Source organism: Bacillus sp. RC242, from assembly GCF_044908245.1.
Lineage (GTDB): Bacteria > Bacillota > Bacilli > Bacillales > Bacillaceae_G > Bacillus_A > Bacillus_A mycoides.
In genome coordinates, this window is record NZ_JBIYCZ010000021.1 from 37,190 (window position 1) to 58,437 (window position 21,248).

General features: G+C 37.5%; 24 protein-coding genes, 1 rRNA gene and 2 other annotated features. All 25 genes read right to left on the minus strand.

The window, feature by feature from the left end; translation table 11 throughout:
- Nucleotides 1-265: 265 nt before the first annotated feature.
- Nucleotides 266-865 (minus strand): class I SAM-dependent methyltransferase, encoded by a 600-nt coding sequence (locus ABH957_RS27150; RefSeq protein WP_002124684.1) that lies wholly within the window; start codon nucleotides 863-865, stop codon nucleotides 266-268.
- 76 nt (nucleotides 866-941) lie between these two features.
- Nucleotides 942-1,301 carry a 50S ribosomal protein L7/L12 gene (gene rplL, locus ABH957_RS27155; RefSeq protein ID WP_002009788.1) on the minus strand — a complete coding sequence of 120 codons (360 nt, stop codon included), beginning with the start codon at nucleotides 1,299-1,301 and terminating at the stop codon, nucleotides 942-944.
- 67 nt (nucleotides 1,302-1,368) lie between these two features.
- Nucleotides 1,369-1,869, minus strand: a complete 501-nt coding sequence (gene rplJ, locus ABH957_RS27160; protein ID WP_002009790.1) for a 50S ribosomal protein L10 — start codon at nucleotides 1,867-1,869, stop codon at nucleotides 1,369-1,371.
- A 39-nt stretch (nucleotides 1,870-1,908) separates the two neighbouring features.
- Nucleotides 1,909-2,054, minus strand: a sequence feature (ribosomal protein L10 leader region).
- A 49-nt stretch (nucleotides 2,055-2,103) separates the two neighbouring features.
- Nucleotides 2,104-2,796, minus strand: a complete 693-nt coding sequence (gene rplA / locus ABH957_RS27165; protein ID WP_002009792.1) for a 50S ribosomal protein L1 — start codon at nucleotides 2,794-2,796, stop codon at nucleotides 2,104-2,106.
- Between the two features lie 180 nt (nucleotides 2,797-2,976).
- Nucleotides 2,977-3,402, minus strand: a complete 426-nt coding sequence (gene rplK / locus ABH957_RS27170; protein WP_001085872.1) for a 50S ribosomal protein L11 — start codon at nucleotides 3,400-3,402, stop codon at nucleotides 2,977-2,979.
- Between the two features lie 168 nt (nucleotides 3,403-3,570).
- Complete coding sequence (gene nusG / locus ABH957_RS27175) at nucleotides 3,571-4,104, minus strand: transcription termination/antitermination protein NusG (protein ID WP_002009795.1); 534 nt, start codon at nucleotides 4,102-4,104, stop codon at nucleotides 3,571-3,573.
- Between the two features lie 131 nt (nucleotides 4,105-4,235).
- On the minus strand, nucleotides 4,236-4,415 hold the full coding sequence (secE, locus tag ABH957_RS27180) for a preprotein translocase subunit SecE (RefSeq protein ID WP_002009797.1): 180 nt from the start codon (nucleotides 4,413-4,415) through the stop codon (nucleotides 4,236-4,238).
- Between the two features lie 32 nt (nucleotides 4,416-4,447).
- Nucleotides 4,448-4,594 (minus strand): 50S ribosomal protein L33, encoded by a 147-nt coding sequence (gene rpmG, locus ABH957_RS27185; RefSeq protein WP_012260172.1) that lies wholly within the window; start codon nucleotides 4,592-4,594, stop codon nucleotides 4,448-4,450.
- A 128-nt stretch (nucleotides 4,595-4,722) separates the two neighbouring features.
- Nucleotides 4,723-5,382: an RNA polymerase factor sigma-70 gene (locus ABH957_RS27190; RefSeq protein ID WP_002009799.1), complete on the minus strand. Its 660-nt coding sequence runs from the start codon at nucleotides 5,380-5,382 to the stop codon at nucleotides 4,723-4,725.
- Nucleotides 5,383-5,449: 67 nt separating this feature from the next.
- Nucleotides 5,450-5,962: an NYN domain-containing protein gene (locus tag ABH957_RS27195; protein WP_404491867.1), complete on the minus strand. Its 513-nt coding sequence runs from the start codon at nucleotides 5,960-5,962 to the stop codon at nucleotides 5,450-5,452.
- A 3-nt stretch (nucleotides 5,963-5,965) separates the two neighbouring features.
- Complete coding sequence (rlmB, locus tag ABH957_RS27200; RefSeq protein WP_002091503.1) at nucleotides 5,966-6,709, minus strand: 23S rRNA (guanosine(2251)-2'-O)-methyltransferase RlmB; 744 nt, start codon at nucleotides 6,707-6,709, stop codon at nucleotides 5,966-5,968.
- A complete protein-coding gene (locus tag ABH957_RS27205) occupies nucleotides 6,706-7,113 on the minus strand; it encodes a Mini-ribonuclease 3 (protein WP_002063411.1) in 408 nt (135 codons plus the stop codon). The genes rlmB and ABH957_RS27205 overlap by 4 nt, the downstream gene beginning before the upstream one ends.
- Nucleotides 7,114-7,115: 2 nt before the next feature.
- Entirely contained in the window at nucleotides 7,116-8,513 is a 1,398-nt protein-coding gene (gene cysS, locus ABH957_RS27210) for a cysteine--tRNA ligase (protein ID WP_404457964.1), read from the minus strand.
- Nucleotides 8,494-9,159 carry a serine O-acetyltransferase gene (cysE, locus tag ABH957_RS27215; protein WP_002169329.1) on the minus strand — a complete coding sequence of 222 codons (666 nt, stop codon included), beginning with the start codon at nucleotides 9,157-9,159 and terminating at the stop codon, nucleotides 8,494-8,496. Before cysE ends, cysS begins: the two co-directional genes overlap by 20 nt.
- A 137-nt stretch (nucleotides 9,160-9,296) precedes the next feature.
- Nucleotides 9,297-9,542: a binding site (T-box leader), on the minus strand.
- 47 nt (nucleotides 9,543-9,589) lie between these two features.
- Nucleotides 9,590-11,047 (minus strand): glutamate--tRNA ligase, encoded by a 1,458-nt coding sequence (gene gltX, locus ABH957_RS27220; protein ID WP_404457961.1) that lies wholly within the window; start codon nucleotides 11,045-11,047, stop codon nucleotides 9,590-9,592.
- Between the two features lie 89 nt (nucleotides 11,048-11,136).
- The gene (ispF, locus tag ABH957_RS27225) at nucleotides 11,137-11,613 is read right to left on the minus strand and encodes a 2-C-methyl-D-erythritol 2,4-cyclodiphosphate synthase (protein ID WP_404512609.1); all 477 of its coding nucleotides are present in this window, start codon (nucleotides 11,611-11,613) and stop codon (nucleotides 11,137-11,139) included.
- A 113-nt stretch (nucleotides 11,614-11,726) separates the two neighbouring features.
- The gene (ispD, locus tag ABH957_RS27230) at nucleotides 11,727-12,407 is read right to left on the minus strand and encodes a 2-C-methyl-D-erythritol 4-phosphate cytidylyltransferase (protein ID WP_002009811.1); all 681 of its coding nucleotides are present in this window, start codon (nucleotides 12,405-12,407) and stop codon (nucleotides 11,727-11,729) included.
- Between the two features lie 16 nt (nucleotides 12,408-12,423).
- Complete coding sequence (locus ABH957_RS27235; RefSeq protein ID WP_002063406.1) at nucleotides 12,424-13,527, minus strand: PIN/TRAM domain-containing protein; 1,104 nt, start codon at nucleotides 13,525-13,527, stop codon at nucleotides 12,424-12,426.
- A gap of 160 nt (nucleotides 13,528-13,687) precedes the next feature.
- Entirely contained in the window at nucleotides 13,688-14,761 is a 1,074-nt protein-coding gene (disA, locus tag ABH957_RS27240; RefSeq protein ID WP_000392162.1) for a DNA integrity scanning diadenylate cyclase DisA, read from the minus strand.
- A gap of 3 nt (nucleotides 14,762-14,764) precedes the next feature.
- Nucleotides 14,765-16,141: a DNA repair protein RadA gene (gene radA / locus ABH957_RS27245; protein WP_002009817.1), complete on the minus strand. Its 1,377-nt coding sequence runs from the start codon at nucleotides 16,139-16,141 to the stop codon at nucleotides 14,765-14,767.
- A 94-nt stretch (nucleotides 16,142-16,235) separates the two neighbouring features.
- Nucleotides 16,236-18,671 carry an ATP-dependent protease ATP-binding subunit ClpC gene (gene clpC / locus ABH957_RS27250; RefSeq protein ID WP_002063405.1) on the minus strand — a complete coding sequence of 812 codons (2,436 nt, stop codon included), beginning with the start codon at nucleotides 18,669-18,671 and terminating at the stop codon, nucleotides 16,236-16,238.
- Between the two features lie 22 nt (nucleotides 18,672-18,693).
- The gene (gene mcsB, locus ABH957_RS27255) at nucleotides 18,694-19,758 is read right to left on the minus strand and encodes a protein-arginine kinase McsB (protein WP_404449593.1); all 1,065 of its coding nucleotides are present in this window, start codon (nucleotides 19,756-19,758) and stop codon (nucleotides 18,694-18,696) included.
- Nucleotides 19,759-19,762: 4 nt separating this feature from the next.
- Nucleotides 19,763-20,311, minus strand: coding sequence for a protein-arginine kinase activator protein McsA (mcsA, locus tag ABH957_RS27260; protein ID WP_002009823.1), 549 nt, complete (start codon nucleotides 20,309-20,311; stop codon nucleotides 19,763-19,765).
- Between the two features lie 169 nt (nucleotides 20,312-20,480).
- The gene (gene ctsR, locus ABH957_RS27265) at nucleotides 20,481-20,942 is read right to left on the minus strand and encodes a transcriptional regulator CtsR (protein WP_002029353.1); all 462 of its coding nucleotides are present in this window, start codon (nucleotides 20,940-20,942) and stop codon (nucleotides 20,481-20,483) included.
- 213 nt (nucleotides 20,943-21,155) lie between these two features.
- A 5S ribosomal RNA gene (gene rrf / locus ABH957_RS27270) occupies nucleotides 21,156-21,248 on the minus strand; the annotation flags it as partial.

Below are 21,248 nucleotides of genomic sequence, written 5' to 3' on the forward strand. Positions count from 1 at the left end.
TTATAAATGCACAAAAAAATTTGTGCAAAATCACAAATAAATACAACTACTGCTATTAGCGTAGTTTTTTTCTCTTAAAGATAGATACGTTGAGTCTTTCTACCTGCTCAAAAAAGAAAAATGGCTTCTATAAGAAAACCATCATTCTGTTTCATAATCTGCTGATTTTACTATCTTTTCCAAGAGAAGCAAAAATATACATCTTTCTCAACGCAGAAAATCATATATTGGCATTGTATAATGTTAACATAGCCAAAAATAACCGTCAACGCTTTTTTGATTTTATGATATAATATCCTTTTTTCTTTTCTACAACTTCAACTTCAGAAAATACTTCTTCTAGTTTTTTCATCGCAGATGGCGCACCTTGTTTCTTTTGAATAACAATCCACAATTCTCCACCTGAAACTAAATACTCCACAGCCTTTTCTAAAATCTCATGCACGATATCTTTACCAGCACGAATTGGAGGATTAGATAGAATAACAGCATACTTGCCATCAACGTTTTCATAGACACTACTTTGCAAAATACGTATATTTTCAATTCTGTTATTAGCGGCATTTTCTTTTGCAAGTCCCAAGGCCCTTTCATTCACATCCACCATGTGAATTTCACGATTTTGAAACTCTTTCGCTAACGACAAACCGATTGGACCGTATCCACATCCTACGTCTAACACATTACCTTTAACATCTGGCATTTGAAACGCTTCAATTAAAAGACGAGAACCAAAGTCCACTTCGTTTTTCGAGAACACCCCATGGTCAGATAAAAAAGTAAATCGAGATTCACGAAGTGTAACTTCCCATCGTTTACGATCACTTTTACTAGAAGGGTCGTTAGAAAAATAATGGTCTGCCATATGGCCACCTCTTTTCTTTACAGTTAAAAAAAAAGCTCGCATGAGAGCGAGCTTTTTTTAAAGCACCAAAAGTTAATTACTTAACTTCTACAGCAGCGCCAACTTCTTCAAGTTTAGCTTTCATTTCTTCAGCTTCCTCTTTAGTAACGCCTTCTTTGATTGCTTTTGGAGTGTTGTCAACTAATTCTTTAGCTTCTTTTAAGCCAAGACCAGTGATTTCACGTACAGCTTTGATAACTTTGATTTTTTGAGCGCCAGCACTTGCAAGTACTACGTCAAATTCAGTTTGCTCAGCAGCAGCTTCACCAGCGCCACCAGCTACAGCTACAGGAGCAGCAGCAGTTACGCCGAATTCTTCCTCGATAGCTTTTACTAAGTCGTTAAGTTCTAATACAGTCATAGATTTAACTGCTTCAATGATTTGTTCTTTAGTCATTGTAAATATCCTCCCTTAAATAGGTTTGTATTGTTTTATAGATAACAAGTAATTATCTTTTAAAAAATTAAGCGCCTTGCTCTTCCTTTTGATCTGCAACTGCTTTAGTAGCAAGTGCAAGGTTACGGATTGGAGCTTGAAGAACGCTAAGAAGCATAGAAAGTAAGCCTTCACGTGATGGAAGAGTAGCGATAGCTTTAACCTCATCAAGTGTTACAAGTTTACCTTCGATTACGCCCGCTTTAATTTCTAAAGCTTCATGATTTTTAGCGAAGTCGTTTAATACTTTCGCAGGAGCAACTACATCCTCGTTACTGAACGCGATTGCGTTTGGTCCTGTTAAGAATTCGTTTAACTCAGCCATTTCAGCAGACTCTGCAGCACGACGAGTTAAAGAGTTTTTGTAAACTTTGAACTCAACGCCAGCTTCACGTAAGTTTTTACGTAATTCTGTTGCTTCAGAAACTGTTAAACCACGGTAGTCAACAACAATTGTAGATTTACTCGCGCGAAGTTTTTCAGCGATTTCAGTTACAACTTGTTGTTTAGTTTCGATTACTTTGCTCATGTTATTACACCTCCTGTAGATTATATAGAAGATGTACCGAAAGTGCACTAAAAACCTCCATGCCCAACTTGTAGACATGGAGGCATATAGTCACAGAAAAAAGATTCCGCTTCGTATATTAACACCTAGGTAGGAAATTAAGTCGAATCGACTCCTACTGTCTACGGTACACTATTAAAATTCACAACATAAATGATTATATTAAAACTTCTTTATGAAGTCAACTTCCAATTTTTACGCAAGTGTAGAAACGTCTACGCGTACGCCAGGTCCCATTGTAGAAGCAACGGTTGCGTTCTTCATGTAAGTACCTTTTGCAGCAGCTGGCTTAGCTTTTTGTAGCGTGTCAGCAATTGTTTTGAAGTTTTCTACTAATTTAGCATCTTCGAAAGATACTTTACCGATTGGAACGTGGATGTTACCAGCTTTATCAACGCGGTATTCAACTTTACCAGCTTTGATTTCGTTAACAGCTTTAGTTACATCGAAAGTAACTGTTCCAGTTTTAGGGTTTGGCATTAAACCTTTAGGTCCTAATACACGACCAAGTTTACCAACTTCACCCATCATGTCAGGAGTTGCTACTACTACATCGAAATCGAACCAACCTTTTTGGATTTTACCGATGTAATCAGCATCGCCTACGAATTCAGCGCCAGCAGCTTCAGCTTCTTTTGCTTTTTCGCCTTTAGCGAATACTAATACACGTTGTACTTTACCAGTACCGTGTGGAAGAACAACTGCACCACGAATTTGTTGGTCAGCTTTCTTAGGGTCAACACCTAAACGGAATGCAGCTTCTACAGTTGCATCAAATTTAGCTGTGTTTGTTTTCTTTACTAATTCTACTGCTTCTGTTGCAGAGTAAGCAGATGCACGATCAACAAGCTTCGCAGCTTCAACGTACTTTTTACCTCTTTTAGCCATGTTTGTTTCCTCCTTGAATGTGGTTTTAGCGGAATAACCTCCCACGTTTACGCCTTCATTCCGGGAACCCCCGAGGATGTGCGCCCATCCATTTATTTAAAAATGATGATCATTTACGATAATAAAGGTTGCGAATTGGAATTCCAGACCCGCAACCTTTTTTACAAAAAACAAATCGAATTAGTCTTCGATAACGATGCCCATACTGCGCGCAGTACCTTCAACCATACGCATTGCAGCTTCTACACTAGCAGCGTTTAGGTCAGGCATTTTAGTTTCAGCGATTTCGCGTACTTTATCACGCTTAACAGTTGCCACTTTATTACGGTTTGGTTCACCAGAACCAGACTCAATACCAGCTACTTTCTTAAGAAGAACAGCAGCAGGAGGAGTTTTAGTAATGAAAGTGAATGAACGGTCCTCAAATACCGTAATTTCAACAGGGATGATAAGACCAGCTTGATCAGCTGTACGAGCGTTAAACTCTTTACAGAAGCCCATGATGTTAACACCTGCTTGTCCTAATGCTGGACCAACCGGCGGAGCTGGATTAGCTTTACCTGCAGGAATCTGAAGTTTTACCATTTTAATTACCTTTTTAGCCACGAGACACACCTCCTTAAGTCCGTGATGTGGTCAATTGGGCAGTGATTTGCCCTCCCACTTCATATTTTATCATAATGATAAAATCTTTTTCAAAAAACGTCTCCGTTACCGAAGACGTACTGACTTAAAAGATATTATCACTTTTTACAATTCATTTCAAGTTTCATTTTATAATTTTTCGATTTGATGGAAATCAAGTTCAACCGGAGTCTCGCGACCGAACATGTCTACAAGCACGCTAACTTTTTTCTTTTCCACATCAATTTCTTCAATCGCACCTGTATAATCCGCGAATGGTCCCTCATTTACACGCACTGTTTCATGAAGTTCAAATTCGAAATCAACCACTTCATTGTCCATTCCCATATGCTTCATGATGGTAACAACTTCCTCTTCTAATAGAGGCGATGGTTTAGATCCTGAACCAGAAGAACCGACAAAACCTGTTACACCTGGCGTGTTACGAACAACATACCAAGAATCGTCAGTCATGATTAGTTCTACTAATACGTAACCTGGGAACACTTTTCTTTTCGTTATTTTTTCTTTACCATTTTTCATTTCTACTTCTACTTCTTCCGGGACAACAACACGGAAAATTTTATCTTGCATACCCATTGATTCTACACGTTTCTCTAGGTTTGCTTTTACTTTATTTTCATATCCAGAATAAGTATGGACAACATACCAACTTTTTTCCATTCATTTAGGACGAGCGTCCTTCCCTCCCTGACGTACATTTTTTTGCGCAAATGAAAAAACCCGTTCACCGGGCTTTTACACAGTTCTTATAAATAACATTATATCATGGATAAGTGCTTCTTATTCAAGAATTAACCAAGAATTAACCGAATTAAAGAAGAAATGCCCATATCAACCACTGCGAAGAAAATCGCAAAGAACACAACTGTCGCGATAACAGTCGTTGTTGAGCGGAGTAATTCATCTTTTTTAGGCCAACTTACTTTTTTCATTTCGCGACCTACATCGCCGAAAAAGTTCGTTAAACGCATCTACGGGACCTCCAGTGTATTATTTCAATTATTTATTTTGTTTCTTTGTGAACTGTATGCTTATTGCATGTTTTACAAAACTTCTTTATCTCAAGTCGCTCTACTGAGCTCGTATCTTTCATCGTAGAGTAGTTTCGATTTTTACACTCTTCACATGAGAGTACAACTTTTTTCCTCATTAGTTACACCAACCTTGTAACATTGTCCCTAAAAATGTATCATACAACAAAAGATAATGTCAATGTCATGACTTTCACTCTCTTAACAAAAAGAAAACAGGTGAATTATTTTACACCTGCGGCACTTGCTATGAATTTAAAGTTGTACTCTCTCTCATCTCCATATATCTTTCTAATTTCCTTTTTACACGCTGCAATGCGTTATCAATAGATTTCACGTGCCTGTTTAACTGTTCTGAAATTTCTTGATAGGAACGACCATCTAAGTATAAAGAGAGCACTTTTCTTTCTAAATCGCTTAATAATTCAGATATTTTTGATTCTATGTCTGTATATTCTTCCTGACTTATAATCATCTCTTCTGGATCAGTTACTTTCGATTCCGAAATAACATCTAATAATGTTCGATCAGATTCCTCATCGTAAATTGGCTTGTCTAAAGACACATACGAATTTAACGGAATATGTTTTTGCCTTGTTGCTGTTTTAATAGCGGTAATAATTTGTCGAGTGATACACAGTTCAGCAAATGCTTTGAACGAAGACAGCTTGTCCCCTTTATAATCACGAATGGCTTTAAACAATCCAATCATGCCTTCTTGAACAATATCTTCTCGATCGGCACCCACTAAGAAATAAGATCTTGATTTCGCGCGAACAAAGTTCTTATATTTGTGAATTAAATATTCTAGAGCGTCAGTATTACCTTTTCGAACTAACTCAACGATTGCCTCATCCTCTAAATCACGAAATGTAACGTCACCTACACTTACGAAGCCTGCTTCCACCTTGATCCCTCCGACCGCTATATATTTAGCAATATTATACAGTAAAAAGATAAAGAGCGTCAATGCTTCAACGCTCTCCTCTTCTTAATTTTTCTAATTTTTCTGTAATATCCTCACTAAATATCTTTCGCATGGCGGGTTGCCTTTCTTTCGTGTCTTTGGTGCACCTTCTTACTTGTTGTTCCATCGCTTGCACTTCTAACTCTAATTCACGCGCAGATTTTCGAAGTGCACCTTGCGCAAATATAATCCATTGCTCCGTATAATCCGAAGTTGCAACGTATATTTGTGTATTTATATTTCTAAGCTCAATTGCAAGTTGTTCTATCTTTTCATCTGCAGTTTGATTTTTTCTCGTGAATATTACTTCCACCCGTGATTGTTTCATCTTTTTTTCAATACCATAGACTGTATAGGCATCAAAGACAATCATTACCTTTGTGCCTGTATAGCCTTGATAATCCGCCATCTTATCAATAAGTGCGTCTCTTGATGACTGTAAATCTACATCCCGCAGTTTCTTCAAGTCTCCCCAAGCCCCGATAATGTTGTAACCGTCAACGATTAAAATATCGTTCATTTTTTATTTACCAATTTCGTGACGTTTACGATATACCTCATACATTAACAAACTTGCGGCTACTGAAGCATTTAAGGATGTAACTTTACCGACCATCGGTAAAGTAATTAGGAAATCACACTTTTCACCAATAATACGACTCATACCTTTTCCTTCACTACCAATTACTAGTCCGATTGGCATATTACCATCTAAATTACGGTAATCTGTTTTCCCTTTGGCATCTGTACCAGCAATCCAAAGTCCACGTTCTTTTAATTCATCAATTGTACGCGATAAGTTTGTTACACGTGCAACAGGAATATATTCAATTGCCCCAGTCGACGCTTTCGCAACTGACGCTGTAAGCCCCACCGCTCTTCTTTTTGGAATAATAACCCCATGAGCCCCTGTTGCATCCGCAGTACGCATAATAGAGCCTAAGTTATGTGGGTCTTCAATTTCATCTAAAATTAAGAAGAACGGATCTTCATTGCGTTTTTCTGCTAATTTAAACAAATCCTCTAACTCAGCATATTGATATGCAGCTACTTGAGCAATTACACCTTGATGATTACCCTCAACCAATTGATCTAATTTCTTCTTTGGTGCGTGTTGCAAGATAACCTTATTCTCTTTTGCTAATGCTAGTACAATTTGCACTTGTCCTTTGGCAGCACCTTCCGCTACCAAAATTTTATTAATATCTCGCCCCGCTCTTAAAGCTTCAATTACAGGGTTACGTCCGATAATATATTCACTACTCATGATGATGTGCTCCCTTCCTTTTCTTCCAAAACGTCAATCGCCTTATATACAATCTCGTCCAATCTTTCACGATTATTCAACAAGTGATGATAACCGATTAGCGCTTCAAAGGCTGTACTGTGTCGATATGTTTGTACATCTGTATTTTTTGGAACAGTACCCGAATTCGCATTACGCCCTCTTCTTAATACCGCCTCTTCCTCTTCTGTCAAAAATGCCGTTTCTAATAAATGATAAACAACTTTCGCCTGTGCTTTTGCCGAAACAAAGCTCGTCCCTAAGCGATGTAATTGATTAGGGCGAACTTTCCCCTTTTGAAGGAGGTGATAGCGGATATATTGCTCATATACCGCATCACCCATATATGCTAAAGCTAAGCTGTTTAATTGCTTTGCATCAATCATTCTTATCCTCTTTTCCATCTTGTACCTTGAGCGGTATCTTCTAAAATAATATTACGTCCTTTTAAATCATCGCGAATTTGATCAGATAGTGCGAAGTCACGATTTTGACGAGCTTCAATACGCTTTTGGATTAGTGCTTCAATTTCTTCATCAAGCAACTCTTCTTGCGCTAATTCTAATCCTAAAATACTAAATAATGTTTCAAGTTGTTTTACATACGCTTCAATTACAACTTTAGAAGTATGTTCTTCTAACAAATATTGATTTGCGTGATTTGCTACGTTATATAATTCAGTAATCGCATTAGCCGTATTGAAATCATCATCCATCGCTTCTTCGAATGCAACCTGGAACTTTTCCATTTCAGCTAACCATTTTTCATTATGGTCCGTTAAATCCGTACTACTTTCCATACGATGCTTTAAGTTACCGTAAGCTGTTTTAATTCTTTCTAGTCCATTATTAGTACTTTGCAATAAATCCTCGCTAAAGTTAATTGGGTGACGGTAATGTACCGATAGCATAAAGAACCTGATTAACTGTGGATCATATTGTTTAATGATATCGTGAACTAAAATGAAGTTTCCAAGCGACTTAGACATCTTCTCGTTATTAATATTAATATATCCGTTATGCATCCAATAACGTGCAAATGTTTTTCCTGTCAACGCCTCAGACTGCGCAATTTCATTTTCATGATGAGGAAACGCTAAATCTTGACCACCAGCATGAATATCAATTGTATCCCCTAAATATTTACGCGCCATTGCTGAGCATTCAATATGCCACCCTGGGCGTCCTTTCCCCCAAGGGCTTTCCCAGAAGATTTCTCCTTCTTTCGCAGCTTTCCATAAAGCAAAATCAAGAGGGTCTTGTTTCTTTTCTCCTACTTCAATACGTGCACCGTGACGTAAGTCTGCAGTCGGTTGATGTGATAATTTACCGTAACCTTCGAATTCTTTCGTTTTAAAGTACACATCACCTTCTGATTCATATGCATACCCTTTATTCACAAGTTCTTGAATAAATTCAATAATGATATCCATATTTTCCGTTACACGTGGATGAACCGTTGCATGTTTGCAACCTAGTGCCGTTACATCTTCAAAGTAAGCTTCAACAAAACGATCTGCAATTGTTGGCACATCTTCACCTAATTCATTTGCCGCCTTAATTAATTTATCATCCACGTCAGTAAAGTTAGATACATACTGCACATCATATCCTTTATATTCTAAGTAACGGCGTACTGTATCAAACACCATAGGTGGTCTTGCATTCCCAATGTGAATGTAGTTATACACTGTAGGTCCGCACACATACATCTTTACCTTATTTTCTTCTAATGGCATAAACTCTTCTTTTTGACGCGTTAACGTATTATAAATGTGAATAGTCATTTTTATCCTTCCTTCCTACCTTTACTTCGAGTTGCTTTCTCAATTTATCAAGTTCTACTTCCATAACCTTTAATTTATCAAAAATCGGATCCGGAAGATCAGAATGATTTAATTCTTGACCAATCTTTACTCCATTTTGAATAACGACTCGGCCAGGTATACCTACAACTGTAGAATGCGCAGGAACTTCCTTTAACACGACAGATCCTGCTCCAATTTTAGAATTCTCTCCAATAGTAATAGAACCTAGTACTTTAGCACCTGTTGCAATTAATACATTATCCTGAATTGTAGGGTGCCTCTTTCCTTTTTCTTTACCTGTACCACCTAATGTGACACCTTGATAAATTGTTACGTTTTCGCCAATTTCACACGTTTCTCCAATTACAACCCCCATTCCATGATCAATGAAAAAACGACGACCAATAGTTGCTCCTGGATGAATCTCAATGCCAGTAAAAAAACGACTAACTTGCGAAATCCAACGTGCCATAAAGAAAAAATCCCTTTTATAAAAAGCATGTGCAATTCGATGGGCCCAAACTGCATGTAATCCAGAGTAAGTTAAAATGACTTCGAAATAACTTCTTGCCGCTGGATCCTGTTCAAAAACGACTTCAATATCTTCCCGAAGCCTCTTAAACATCGATGTTCCCTCCCCTTTATGGGCTGCTTTTTTCGAGTGAACTAACTCCCCACTTCCCCCTAAATCTTTATACGAGGGGATAAAACTTATACTCACACCATTTACATGGTATAAAAAAAAGACGCCTCTGTCATATAGACAGAGACGCCTTTTAAGCGCGGTTCCACTCTGTTTAGGCTAAAGAAGCCTCAAACTCATCCATGATAACGGTTTACACCGCTTCTGTTTACTTTGCGCCCTAAGACGTTCCGCGAAATACTTCGCTGTTCAACAGAAGACTCGAAGGGGCATTTCAAAAATCCGCTTATAAACCACTTCCAGCCTAAGGGTGGTTCTCTCTGTAAAAAGCCTGATTTTCTACTTCTCCTTCTCGTCGCTTTTCCTTATTAGATTTTAGATATACTTATTATATTGCTAAACCTAGAAAATGTTAACCAATTACTTTTTGAATACGATTTAAAACTTTTTCTTTTCCAAGAAGAGCAATAGCGTTAGGAAGCTCAGGACCATGTGTTTGTCCAGTAGTAGCAACACGGATTGGCATAAATAGGTTTTTACCTTTATGTCCTGTTTCTTTTTGAACTGCTTTAATAGCCGCCTTAACTGCCGCTGGCTCCATTGCTTCTAAAGCTTCTAATTGATCGGCAAATGCACGAAGTACTTCAGGTACTTGTTCACCTTTCAATACTTCTTGTCCCTCTTCTTCATGATCAACATGATCTTTAAAGAACATTTCAGAAAGCTCTACAATTTCAGCTCCAAAGCTCATTTGGTCATGATATAAAGCAATTACATCACGAACCCACGCTTGTTCTTGTTCGCTTAAGTTTTCACCTACGCGACCCGCTTTCACTAAATGCGGTAAGCTTAGTTCAACAACCGTATCTAAATCTTGTTTTTTCATATATTGGTTGTTCATCCATTTTAGTTTTTGGGAATCAAATAATGCAGGTGATTTTGATAAACGAGCTGCATCAAACATTTTGATAAACTCATCTTGAGAGAAGACTTCTTCTTCACCTACTGGTGACCAACCTAGTAATGCAATAAAGTTAAAGATTGCTTCTGGAAGATATCCAAGCTCTTTATATTGCTCAATAAATTGAATAATAGATTCGTCACGCTTACTTAGCTTTTTACGGCTTTCGTTTACAATTAAAGTCATATGACCGAACTTCGGGATATCCCAACCGAAAGCTTCATAAATCATCATTTGTTTTGGCGTGTTTGAAATATGATCATCACCACGAAGTACGTGTGTAATCTCCATTAAGTGATCATCTACCGCTACCGCAAAGTTATAAGTTGGAATTCCATCTTTTTTCACGATAACGAAATCACCAAAATCATTTGAATGGAATGCAACTTCATCTTTTACGAGATCTTTAAACGTGTAGTCGCTATCAGCCGGCACACGGAAGCGAACACTTGGAATACGGCCTTCAGCCTCAAATCCTTTAATTTGCTCCTCAGTTAAATCACGGTGGTTTCCTGCATAACGCGGTGTTTCACCACGAGCGATTTGACCTTCACGCTCTGCTTCTAGCTCTTCTTCTGTCATATAACATTTGTAAGCTAAATCACGCTCTAATAAATCTTTATATAATTTTTTATAAATATCTAAACGCTCTGTTTGACGATATGGTCCAAATTCACCACCAACATCAACACCTTCATCCCAGTCCATACCGAGCCATTTCAAGTATTTTAATTGGCTTTCTTCTCCACCAGCAACATTACGTTTCACATCAGTATCTTCAATACGAATAATAAACTTACCATCTTGATGACGAGCAAATAAATAATTAAATAATGCCGTACGCGCATTTCCGATATGTAAGTGTCCTGTTGGACTTGGCGCATAGCGCACTCTCACTTGCTTTTCCATAGTTGGTACACCTTCCAATCTTAATGTCAACACATTCTATAATTGTACACCAAAAAAACGTGATTATCCATCTTACGAATTAAAAACCACTATTTTTTCTGTAATAAAACAACCGCTTGAGAAGCAATCCCTTCTTCTCTACCTGTAAATCCTAATTTTTCTGTTGTTGTTGCCTTTACATTAATATTATCAATAGACGTTTCTAATAGTTCACTAATGCGTTTACGCATGCTTTCAATATGCGGTGCCATTTTTGGCTTTTGGGCAATAATTGTACAATCTATGTTCCCTAGCTCATAACCTTGTTCACGCACAAATTCCCAAACCTTTTGTAACAATACAGCTGAATCCGCATCTTTAAAGGCAGGATCTGTATCAGGAAAATGTTTTCCAATATCTCCTGCTGCAATTGCTCCTAGACATGCGTCAGCAATCGTATGTAACAATACATCTGCATCCGAGTGACCGATTAATCCTTTTTCATGAGGAATTGTAATTCCACCGATAATTAACGGTCTACCTTCCGCAAATTCATGTACATCAAAACCTTGTCCAATTCGAAACATTCTTTACATCCTCCTCAATCTAAACTACTTTATGAATTCTATATTATATTGCTATCTCTATAAAGAAAAGCCCGGCAACTGCCGAGCTTTTCTTTACTATAATACCATCACTTCTATTTCTTCTGAACATGAAGGAAACTTTCAGCAATTAGTAAATCCTCTGGAGTCGTCACTTTAATATTATAGTAACTCCCCTCTACTACGCCTACTTTCTTCCCTACACGTTCTACGAGACTTGCGTCATCTGTACCAAGAAAACAACTTTGCTTTGCACTTCTATGAGCTTCTAATAAAAGAGGAACAGAAAATCCTTGCGGTGTTTGAACCGCTTTAAGCTGAGAACGTTCTACCGTTTCAACAACAACACCCTGTTCTACTTTCTTAATGGTATCCTTCACTGGCACCGCACAAATGGAAGCACCATATTTCTCTGCTGCAGTTAATACATCTTGCATCATCTTATTCGTTACGAACGGGCGCGCACCATCGTGTACGAGAACATATTCAACACCACTCACATACTGAAGCGCATTATACACACTATCTTGTCTTTCGGCCCCGCCTTGAATAAATTGCACCTGCTTTTCAACCGGGTACTTCTGCATTAACTCCTCAAAATAAGGGCGTTCCTCTTCGTTAATCGCCATGATAATGCGTTTACATGCTTTATCTTTTTCAAAAGCACGTAATGTATGCACAATGATAGGTACTCCATTTATAAGTAAGAACAACTTATTTTTGCCAGCACCCATCCGTTTCCCTTGACCCGCTGCCGGAATAATTAATGTATACATATTAATAATCCTCTACTTATAATGCTTTTTCTAATAATTTACGTTTTGCGAAAATCATACGACCAGCCGATGTTTGCAACACACTTGTAACTAGTACATTAAGTTGCGAACCGACATATTCTCTACCGTCTTCTACTACAATCATCGTGCCATCATCTAAATATGCCACACCTTGATTTTGTTCTTTACCATCTTTCACAACATAAACACTTAATTCTTCGCCAGGGAGTACGACTGGTTTAATTGCATTTGCTAAATCGTTAATATTTAATACTGTTACTCCTTGTAATTCAGAAACTTTGTTTAAGTTGAAATCATTTGTTACAACAGTTCCACCAGTGATTTTAGCTAACTTTACAAGCTTGCTATCCACCTCTTGGATATCCTCAAAATCGCCTTCATAAATTTCCACCGGAATTGGTAGCTCTTTTTGAATACGATTTAAAATGTCTAATCCTCTGCGACCACGATTACGCTTTAATGCATCAGAAGAATCGGCAATATGCTGAAGCTCTTCTAATACGAATTGTGGAATCACAATTGTTCCTTCTAAAAACTTCGTTTGGCAAATATCCGCAATACGTCCATCAATAATTACGCTTGTATCGAGAATTTTCCAATGAGTTGTAGATTTTTCTACCTCTACCTCTTCGTTCTCGCTATTGTTTTTCTTCTTACCTCCACGCTGGGGTAATGTAAATAATCCTAGCAATTCATTTCTCTTTTTAAATCCTACTTGGAATCCTAAATAACCAAGTAAAAGAGTAAAGAACACTTGTAATACTGTACTAATGACTGGAATCGTGAATTCACGAATTGGTATCAAAATTAAATATGCAACAATAAGACCAGAGATCAACCCTAATGTACCAAATAAAACATCCGCTACCGGTGCCTTTACAAGGGCTTCTTCGATATGTTTAATAAGTTGAACAATATAATCCACAAGCCAAAATGTTGTTAAAAATAAAATAATTGCACCAATAATTGCACGAACGTACGATCCCTCAAGCAAAGGAACAGCACCAACGTCCAATACATTAATAACTTTTGGGATTAGAAAAATCCCTAACGCTCCCCCAATTACTAAAAAGAAGAGCTGTACGATCCTTTTTAACATCCAACCACCTCCTACTCATTATTAACCATTGTTTTGCTAATCAAAACGCCGAATGCAAAAGCGGACGTGTTTTTTTGTAAATAGTTTTATTTACCAATATACCATATCATATAACAAAAATGTTCTAGTGTCGTTATATTATGGAATCAATGTAATATTCTTAATTGTGTCTACTCATATAGAGATGCTCTTGAATTCTTTTTAGGCCCTCTCGTATTTTCTTCGCCCTAACTTCCCCAATTCCTTCCACATCATCCAATTCATTAATAGTTGCACGACAAACACCTTGCAATGTTTTAAATCGATTAATTAAATTTTCAATGATAAGTGGTGGAACACGAGAAATTTTGCTTGCGATTCGGTATCCCCTCGGTGTCACGCTTTCTTCTAAGCTCATTTGCCCTGGATAGCCGAGCAATTTAACTAAATCGCTATCCTCTAAAAGCTGTGTATTTGCAAGATCTTGTAACTTTTTCAAAATTTGATGGTGATCCTGCGTTTTTTCTTGATAATAATCCTTAATTAATAACGCTGCCTCTGCTTCTAAGTCGGCTAGTAATTCTGTAAGTTGTAAACGAATTAACCTTCCTTCCGTTCCTAACTCATGAATGTAGCTCACTATTTCATTTTTAATACGCAGTACCATTTCAACACTATGTAAAACGTGAACTACCTCGGACATTGTAACGACCTCTTCAAATTCTAGAATGCCCAAATTCGTAATCCCATCATTCCATACAGCTTTATATTTTTCTAACGTTTGAATAGCTTGGTTTGCCTTTGTTAAAATTACACCTATATCCTTTAGTGTATAACGTAAGTTCCCTTGATATAGTGTAATTACGTTACGTCTTTGTGAAATAGCCACAACAAGGCTAGCCGTCTGCTTTGCTACACGCTCTGCCGTTCGGTGACGCATACCTGTTTCAATAGAATCAATGGATGGATCTGGAACTAATTGTGCATTTGCAATTAAAATTTTGCTCCCAGTTTCATTTAAAATAAGTGCCCCATCCATTTTTGCTAATTCATATAAACTAGCCGGTGAGAATGCACAATTAATGTGAAATCCTCCATCAACAATACTTTTAATCTGCTCATTATACCCAAGAACAATTAGCCCTCCAGTTTGCGCACGAAGTACGTTATCTATCCCCTCGCGTAGTGGTGTTCCTGGGGCAACAAGCTGTAGAATATTAATCATACTTTTGACACGTTGCTTGTTTTCCTCCATAGCCTAGCCTCCTAATGTCAAACGAAGCGCTTCTCCTAAATTAGAAACACCTACTACCTCAATCCCATCTGGAATTGTCCATCCTCCCAAATTTTTTCTAGGAATAATAGCACGTTGAAATCCTAATTTCGCTGCTTCTTGTACACGTTGTTCAATTCTTGATACTCTTCTTATTTCTCCAGTTAGGCCTACTTCTCCTATTACCGCATCGGCTGGTGCAGTAGCTTTATCTCTGAAACTTGAAGCAATACTTAAGGCGACAGCTAAATCGATTGCTGGTTCATCTAATTTCAAGCCACCCGCAACTTTTAAATATGCGTCTTGATTTTGCAACAATAAACCTGTTCTTTTTTCTAGCACTGCCATAATAAGTGAAACGCGGTTATGATCAATTCCCGTCGCCATTCTTCGAGGATTTCCAAAACTAGTAGGGGAGATTAATGCTTGTATTTCTACTAAAACCGGTCTTGTTCCTTCCATTGAAGCAACCACTGTGGATCCTGCAACTCCAACTGGACGTTCCTCAAGGAAAATTTCAGAAGGATTTAGTACTTCTGCAAGACCTAGTTCCTTCATTTCAAAGATACCCATTTCATTTGTGGAACCAAAACGGTTCTTCACAGCTCGCAAAATACGATATGTATGGTGACGATCTCCTTCAAAGTAAAGAACTGCATCAACCATATGTTCTAGCATACGTGGTCCTGCAATTGCCCCTTCTTTTGTCACATGTCCGACGATAAAAATAGGAATCCCTTTCGTCTTTGCAAGTTTCATTAATTCCGCTGTACATTCACGTACTTGCGTTACACTCCCTGGGGCTGACGTCACTTCAGGTAAATGTATCGTCTGAATGGAGTCAATAACAACAAAAGCTGGATTCATCTCTTCAATGTGCGCTGCAATTCTCTGTAAATCAGTCTCTGCTACAACAAATAGATTACTACCCTTTACATGCAAACGATCTGCACGAAGTTTGATCTGCTTTGCTGACTCCTCACCTGATATGTATAGTACATCATATGAAGAATCTGCTAATTGCGATGAAATTTGTAATAACAATGTTGATTTCCCAATCCCAGGGTCTCCACCAATAAGTACTAAAGATCCATCTACAATCCCGCCACCAAGTACACGGTTAAACTCTTGAAATTTCGTTTCAATACGCGCCTCAGACTTTGTTTCTACCTCTGTTAAGCGTCTTGGTTTTGTTACTTCTGATTGAATTGCATTGGCATAATTAAGGCGTCTTGATGATACAACTGGTTCCATCTCTTCAACAAGCGTATTCCATTGACCACATCCAGGACATTTCCCCATATATTTTGGCGACTGATAACCACATTCTTGACATGTAAATTTTGTTTTCTTTTTAGCCATATCTTTTATAGTTCACTTCACTTTCATCTACAAACGTTTATCCTTCTCGTACAAGAAAGAGGGCTATCGCGTAGCCCTCTTTGTTTGTCTATACTTATTTTACCTTTTCTGCACTATGAATGACAAATGATTCTCCTTCTATATCAAAGATAACTTTTTGTCCTTTCTCAATAGCACCTTTTAACAGTTCTTCTGATAGTCTATCTTCTACATGTTTTTGAATTGCTCTACGAAGCGGACGAGCACCGTACTCTCGATCAAATCCTTTATCAGCAATTGCTGAAATTGCTCCTTCTGTTAAATGCAATTCAATCTCTTGTTCTTTTAAGCGATTCACTAACTGATTCACCATAAGAGTTACAATTTCTTGAATATGTTTTTTCTCAAGCATATGGAACACGATAATTTCATCAATACGGTTTAAGAATTCTGGACGAAATGCTTTTTTCAATTCATCCATTACTTTACCTTTCATATCTGAATAATCGCGGCTCTCATCTTGTACGTTAAATCCAAGATGTTTATTACGTTTTAATGCGTCTGCACCAACATTAGACGTCATAATAACAATTGTATTACGGAAATCAACTGTACGTCCTTTAGAATCTGTTAAACGGCCATCTTCTAATACTTGTAGTAAAATATTAAACACATCAGGATGAGCTTTCTCTACTTCATCTAATAAGACAACTGAATATGGCTTACGACGAACTTTCTCTGTTAATTGTCCACCTTCTTCATATCCAACATATCCTGGAGGAGATCCAACTAAACGAGAAGTAGAATGCTTTTCCATGTACTCAGACATATCGATGCGGATCATTGCATCCTCATCACCGAACATAGATTCCGCTAATGCCCTTGCTAGTTCTGTTTTACCTACACCAGTAGGTCCTAGGAAAATAAATGAGCCAATTGGACGTTTCGGATCTTTTAATCCCGCTCTCGCACGACGAACAGCTTTTGCCACAGCTACAACTGCTTCATCCTGCCCAATTAAACGATCATGTAAAATTGATTCCAAGTTTAATAATTTATCTGTCTCTGTTTGTGCAAGTTTAGAAACTGGAATACGTGTCCATGTGGAAACGACATTTGCAATATCTTCTACTGTTACTTCTGAGTTTTCTTGTCCTTGTTTCTCTTTCCACTGACGCTTTGTATCTTCTAACTTTTCACGTAAACGTTGTTCCATATCACGTAAGGAAGCAGCCTTTTCAAATTCTTGGCTTTGTACAGCTGCATCTTTTTCTTTTCTAATTTCCTCAAGCTTCACTTCAAGCTCTTTTAAGTTTGGCGGTGTTGTATACGAACGTAAGCGCACTTTTGATGCAGCCTCATCAATTAAATCGATTGCTTTATCAGGTAAAAAACGGTCTGTAATGTAACGATCTGAAAGTTTTACAGCCGCATCAATTGCATCATCTGTAATAGATACGCGGTGATGCGCCTCATAACGGTCACGTAAACCTTTTAAAATTTGAACTGATTCTTCTAAGTTTGGTTCATCAACATGAATTGGTTGGAAACGTCTTTCTAATGCCGCATCCTTTTCAATATATTTACGATATTCGTCTAAAGTTGTTGCGCCAATACATTGTAATTCACCACGTGCTAAAGATGGTTTTAAAATATTCGATGCATCAATTGCACCTTCCGCCCCTCCTGCACCAATTAACGTATGAAGCTCATCAATAAATAGAATGATGTTACCAGCTTGGCGAATCTCATCCATCACTTTCTTTAAACGATCCTCAAACTCACCACGATATTTTGTTCCAGCAACAACTGTACCCATATCTAATGTCATAACACGCTTATCTCTTAAAGTTTCAGGAACTTCATTATTTACAATTTGCTGTGCTAATCCTTCCGCAATTGCTGTCTTACCTACACCAGGTTCTCCAATTAATACTGGATTGTTTTTTGTTCTACGGCTTAACACTTCAATTACACGTTGAATTTCTTTACTACGTCCAATAACAGGATCTAAACGATTTTCACGTGCAACAACTGTTAAATCACGTGCTAGACTGTCAAGTGTAGGTGTATTCGCATTTGTTGATGAACCACCCTGGTGACCTGAACTAGCTTCATTACTTCCAAGAAGTTGTAACACTTGTTGTCTTGCTTTATTTAGGCTTACACCTAAATTATTTAAAACACGTGCTGCTACACCTTCACCTTCACGGATTAAACCAAGTAAAATATGTTCTGTTCCAACGTAGGAATGGCCTAGCTTACGAGCTTCGTCCATAGACAACTCAATAACTTTTTTAGCACGAGGTGTGTAATGTACTGTTTGAGAAGCTTCTGTTCCACGCCCAATTAATGCTTCTACCTCTTTTTGAACTTTCTCTGGACTTAATCCAAGAGCAATTAACGCCTTTGCTGCAATTCCTTCACCTTCGCGTACAAGCCCAAGTAAAATATGTTCTGTTCCAATATTATTATGCCCAATGCGAATTGCTTCCTCTTGAGATAAAGCTAATACTTTCTGTGCTCGTTCTGTAAATCTTCCAAACATCATAGAAATCGCCTCCTACTTGCGCTTAATTTTGTTCAATTCGTAATCGCTCACGGATTAAGGTTGCTCTTCGATAATCTCTTTCTTCTGGTCCTAAAGGTCCTCCTGCATATTGTTGCAAAATGCCTGGCTGAGTAAGAACCATTAACTCAGTTAAAATATTTCTCGATATACCTTGTATATATCCTAAGTCAATACCAAGCCGTACATCTGATAAGCAATTGGCTGCTTCTGCAGATTGAATTAAACGACTGTTAGCTAGTATTCCGTAAGAACGATATACTTTATCTTCAAGCTCGATACTTGAATTTTGTACAATTAATTCTCTAGCCATTTTTTCTTGATGGATGATTTGTTGAATGACACTCTTTAAATCTGCAATAATATCTTCTTCTGATTTCCCTAGTGTCATTTGATTTGACACTTGAAATATATTACCTAACGCTTCGCTACCTTCACCGTATATTCCTCTTACTACTAACCCTAATTTTTGAATTACTTGTATAATACGGTTAATTCTTTTCGTTAAAACCAGTCCCGGCAAATGAATCATTACCGAAGCCCTTAATCCTGTACCGACGTTAGTCGGGCAACTCGTAATATATCCAAGCGATTCATCAAAAGCATATTCAACCTGTTCCTCGATCCAATTATCTATTTGATTGGCACTTTGAAGCGCCTCTGATAACTGTAAACCTGAAAATAGGCACTGAATCCTAACATGATCCTCTTCATTAAGCATGATACTTATATGTTCACTTTCTGATAGTAGGCATGCTCCGTATTCTGTTCCTGCAAGATTTGGACTAATTAAATGCTTCTCAACTAAAACTCTCCTTTGAAGAGGATTTAATTCATTCATTTTTAATAGTTCAAACTCCCCAAAAGGTTCTACAGGTTTATTTATAAACTTCTTCTTAAATAACTCGTGAATCTGTTTAGCTTCTTCCTCGTTTTGCATAGTAGAGAATTGATATTTTTTAAAATTACGAGCCAAACGAATTCGACTACTTAAAACAATATCAGAATCAGGGCCATCTCCCTTCATCCATGGACTAATCGCTTCATTCATGATTCTGTCCAGTGACATAGAACTATTCCCCCTCTCTATGCTCACTAAGCTGATTTACAAGACCTCGAATTTTATCTCGTACTTCAGCCGCTTTCTCAAATTCCTCTTTCTGTACATATTGTTTCAGATTGAGTTTTAGTTCATCTAATTCTTTCTTTAAGTAGATATTTCCTTCTATACGTTCAGGAATTTTTCCACAATGATCCGTATGCCCACCGTGAAGACGTTTTAACAATGGTTTTAAATGCCCCTTAAATGTATCGTAACAAGAAGCACATCCAAAGCGTCCCACTTTTGTAAATTGTTCATATGTCATCTTACAATTCGGACATCTTGATATATTTGTATTTGAAAATGCATCTTGCCCTTCTTCAAACATTGCTGGTTCACTATGCAATAATCCGGCTAATAGGTCATGGAATGAAAAATTAGACTGCGGTGATTGAAAGAAAGACGTATAGCCACTTTGTTCTGCACATTGCTCGCAAAGATGAACTTCCGCCTTTTTTCCGTTGATTACTTTTGTATAATGTAAAGTTGCTGGTCTTATATTACAGTTTTGACAAGTCATCGCTATCCCCCACCTTTACAACAGGAACGATCTATCTCATGATACTTTTCATACATTACTAGATTGTTCTCTTTCCTTAATCCATTTAGTAAAAGCACATGTCATCTTTCAAAATTCCTACAATATTAAACTGCATTATCTTAGTTATCATTCTTAACAAAAGTTATATTTATTTATATTTCAGTGTTCTTAACATTGCGCATAATATTCGAGCCCTAAGTTCATCTCGAGAAGGAACATCCATTAATAATACAGAACGATCTAGTACGCTTAACATAAGTTTAGCTTCACGATTTGTTATAATCCCCTCTTCTATTAAACGTATAATCATACTTTCAGCATTTCCTTGTGCAACGCTATGATCAATCATATGAAGCATTTGATCAATAATGTCTATATCATCATGCAGTTTGACTTTTATAATGCGAATGTAACCTCCTCCACCTCGTTTACTTTCTACTACAAATCCTCTTTCTAACGTAAAACGGGTATTGATTACATAGTTGATTTGAGACGGCACACAATCGAATCGATCAGCGACCTCATTCCTCTTGATTTCAATCGCATTATTATTGCTTAAGTCAATAACTTGCTTTAGATATTTCTCAATGATATCAGATATATTTCTCATTTATCCGCCACCTTTATTGACTTTGACTATCTTTGACTATAATTATATACGTATTAAAAAAATTTGCAACTCTTTTGCTTATTCACTATCCTAGCCACATTTCACAATCTTTAATCAAAAGGACGATTCTTTAAATAAAGATTTTTTAAATTACTATGAATTATAAAAGAAAACACGAAAAAACACGAGTCAAATGACTCGTGTTTTTAGCTTGCTTGGCGACGTCCTACTCTCACAGGGACAAGGTCCCAACTACCATCGGCGCTAGAGAGCTTAACTTCCGTGTTCGGTATGGGAACGGGTGTG

Excerpts from the sequence above, each read along its gene's own strand:
- mcsA (WP_002009823.1), bottom strand. The coding sequence starts at position 20,311 with ATGACTTGTCAAAACTGTAATATAAGACCAGCAACTTTACATTATACA.
- disA (WP_000392162.1), bottom strand. The coding sequence starts at position 14,761 with ATGGAGGAAAACAAGCAACGTGTCAAAAGTATGATTAATATTCTACAG.
- cysE (WP_002169329.1), bottom strand. The coding sequence starts at position 9,159 with ATGTTTAAGAGGCTTCGGGAAGATATTGAAGTCGTTTTTGAACAGGAT.
- ABH957_RS27235 (WP_002063406.1), bottom strand. The coding sequence starts at position 13,527 with ATGTTAAAAAGGATCGTACAGCTCTTCTTTTTAGTAATTGGGGGAGCG.
- clpC (WP_002063405.1), bottom strand. The coding sequence starts at position 18,671 with ATGATGTTTGGAAGATTTACAGAACGAGCACAGAAAGTATTAGCTTTA.
- ABH957_RS27205 (WP_002063411.1), bottom strand. The coding sequence starts at position 7,113 with ATGATTGATGCAAAGCAATTAAACAGCTTAGCTTTAGCATATATGGGT.
- cysS (WP_404457964.1), bottom strand. The coding sequence starts at position 8,513 with ATGACTATTCACATTTATAATACGTTAACGCGTCAAAAAGAAGAGTTT.
- radA (WP_002009817.1), bottom strand. The coding sequence starts at position 16,141 with ATGGCTAAAAAGAAAACAAAATTTACATGTCAAGAATGTGGTTATCAG.
- secE (WP_002009797.1), bottom strand. The coding sequence starts at position 4,415 with ATGCGTTTAACGAACTTTTTCGGCGATGTAGGTCGCGAAATGAAAAAA.
- rlmB (WP_002091503.1), bottom strand. The coding sequence starts at position 6,709 with ATGAGTAGTGAATATATTATCGGACGTAACCCTGTAATTGAAGCTTTA.
- gltX (WP_404457961.1), bottom strand. The coding sequence starts at position 11,047 with ATGGAAAAGCAAGTGAGAGTGCGCTATGCGCCAAGTCCAACAGGACAC.
- mcsB (WP_404449593.1), bottom strand. The coding sequence starts at position 19,758 with ATGTCACTGGACAGAATCATGAATGAAGCGATTAGTCCATGGATGAAG.
- rplJ (WP_002009790.1), bottom strand. The coding sequence starts at position 1,869 with ATGAGCAAAGTAATCGAAACTAAACAACAAGTTGTAACTGAAATCGCT.
- ABH957_RS27150 (WP_002124684.1), bottom strand. The coding sequence starts at position 865 with ATGGCAGACCATTATTTTTCTAACGACCCTTCTAGTAAAAGTGATCGT.
- nusG (WP_002009795.1), bottom strand. The coding sequence starts at position 4,104 with ATGGAAAAAAGTTGGTATGTTGTCCATACTTATTCTGGATATGAAAAT.
- rpmG (WP_012260172.1), bottom strand. The coding sequence starts at position 4,594 with ATGAGGAAAAAAGTTGTACTCTCATGTGAAGAGTGTAAAAATCGAAAC.
- ispF (WP_404512609.1), bottom strand. The coding sequence starts at position 11,613 with ATGTTTCGAATTGGACAAGGTTTTGATGTACATGAATTTGCGGAAGGT.
- rplL (WP_002009788.1), bottom strand. The coding sequence starts at position 1,301 with ATGACTAAAGAACAAATCATTGAAGCAGTTAAATCTATGACTGTATTA.
- ABH957_RS27195 (WP_404491867.1), bottom strand. The coding sequence starts at position 5,962 with ATGAACGATATTTTAATCGTTGACGGTTACAACATTATCGGGGCTTGG.
- ispD (WP_002009811.1), bottom strand. The coding sequence starts at position 12,407 with ATGTATACATTAATTATTCCGGCAGCGGGTCAAGGGAAACGGATGGGT.
- ctsR (WP_002029353.1), bottom strand. The coding sequence starts at position 20,942 with ATGAGAAATATATCTGATATCATTGAGAAATATCTAAAGCAAGTTATT.
- rplA (WP_002009792.1), bottom strand. The coding sequence starts at position 2,796 with ATGGCTAAAAGAGGTAAAAAGTACGTTGAAGCTGCGAAGCTTGTTGAT.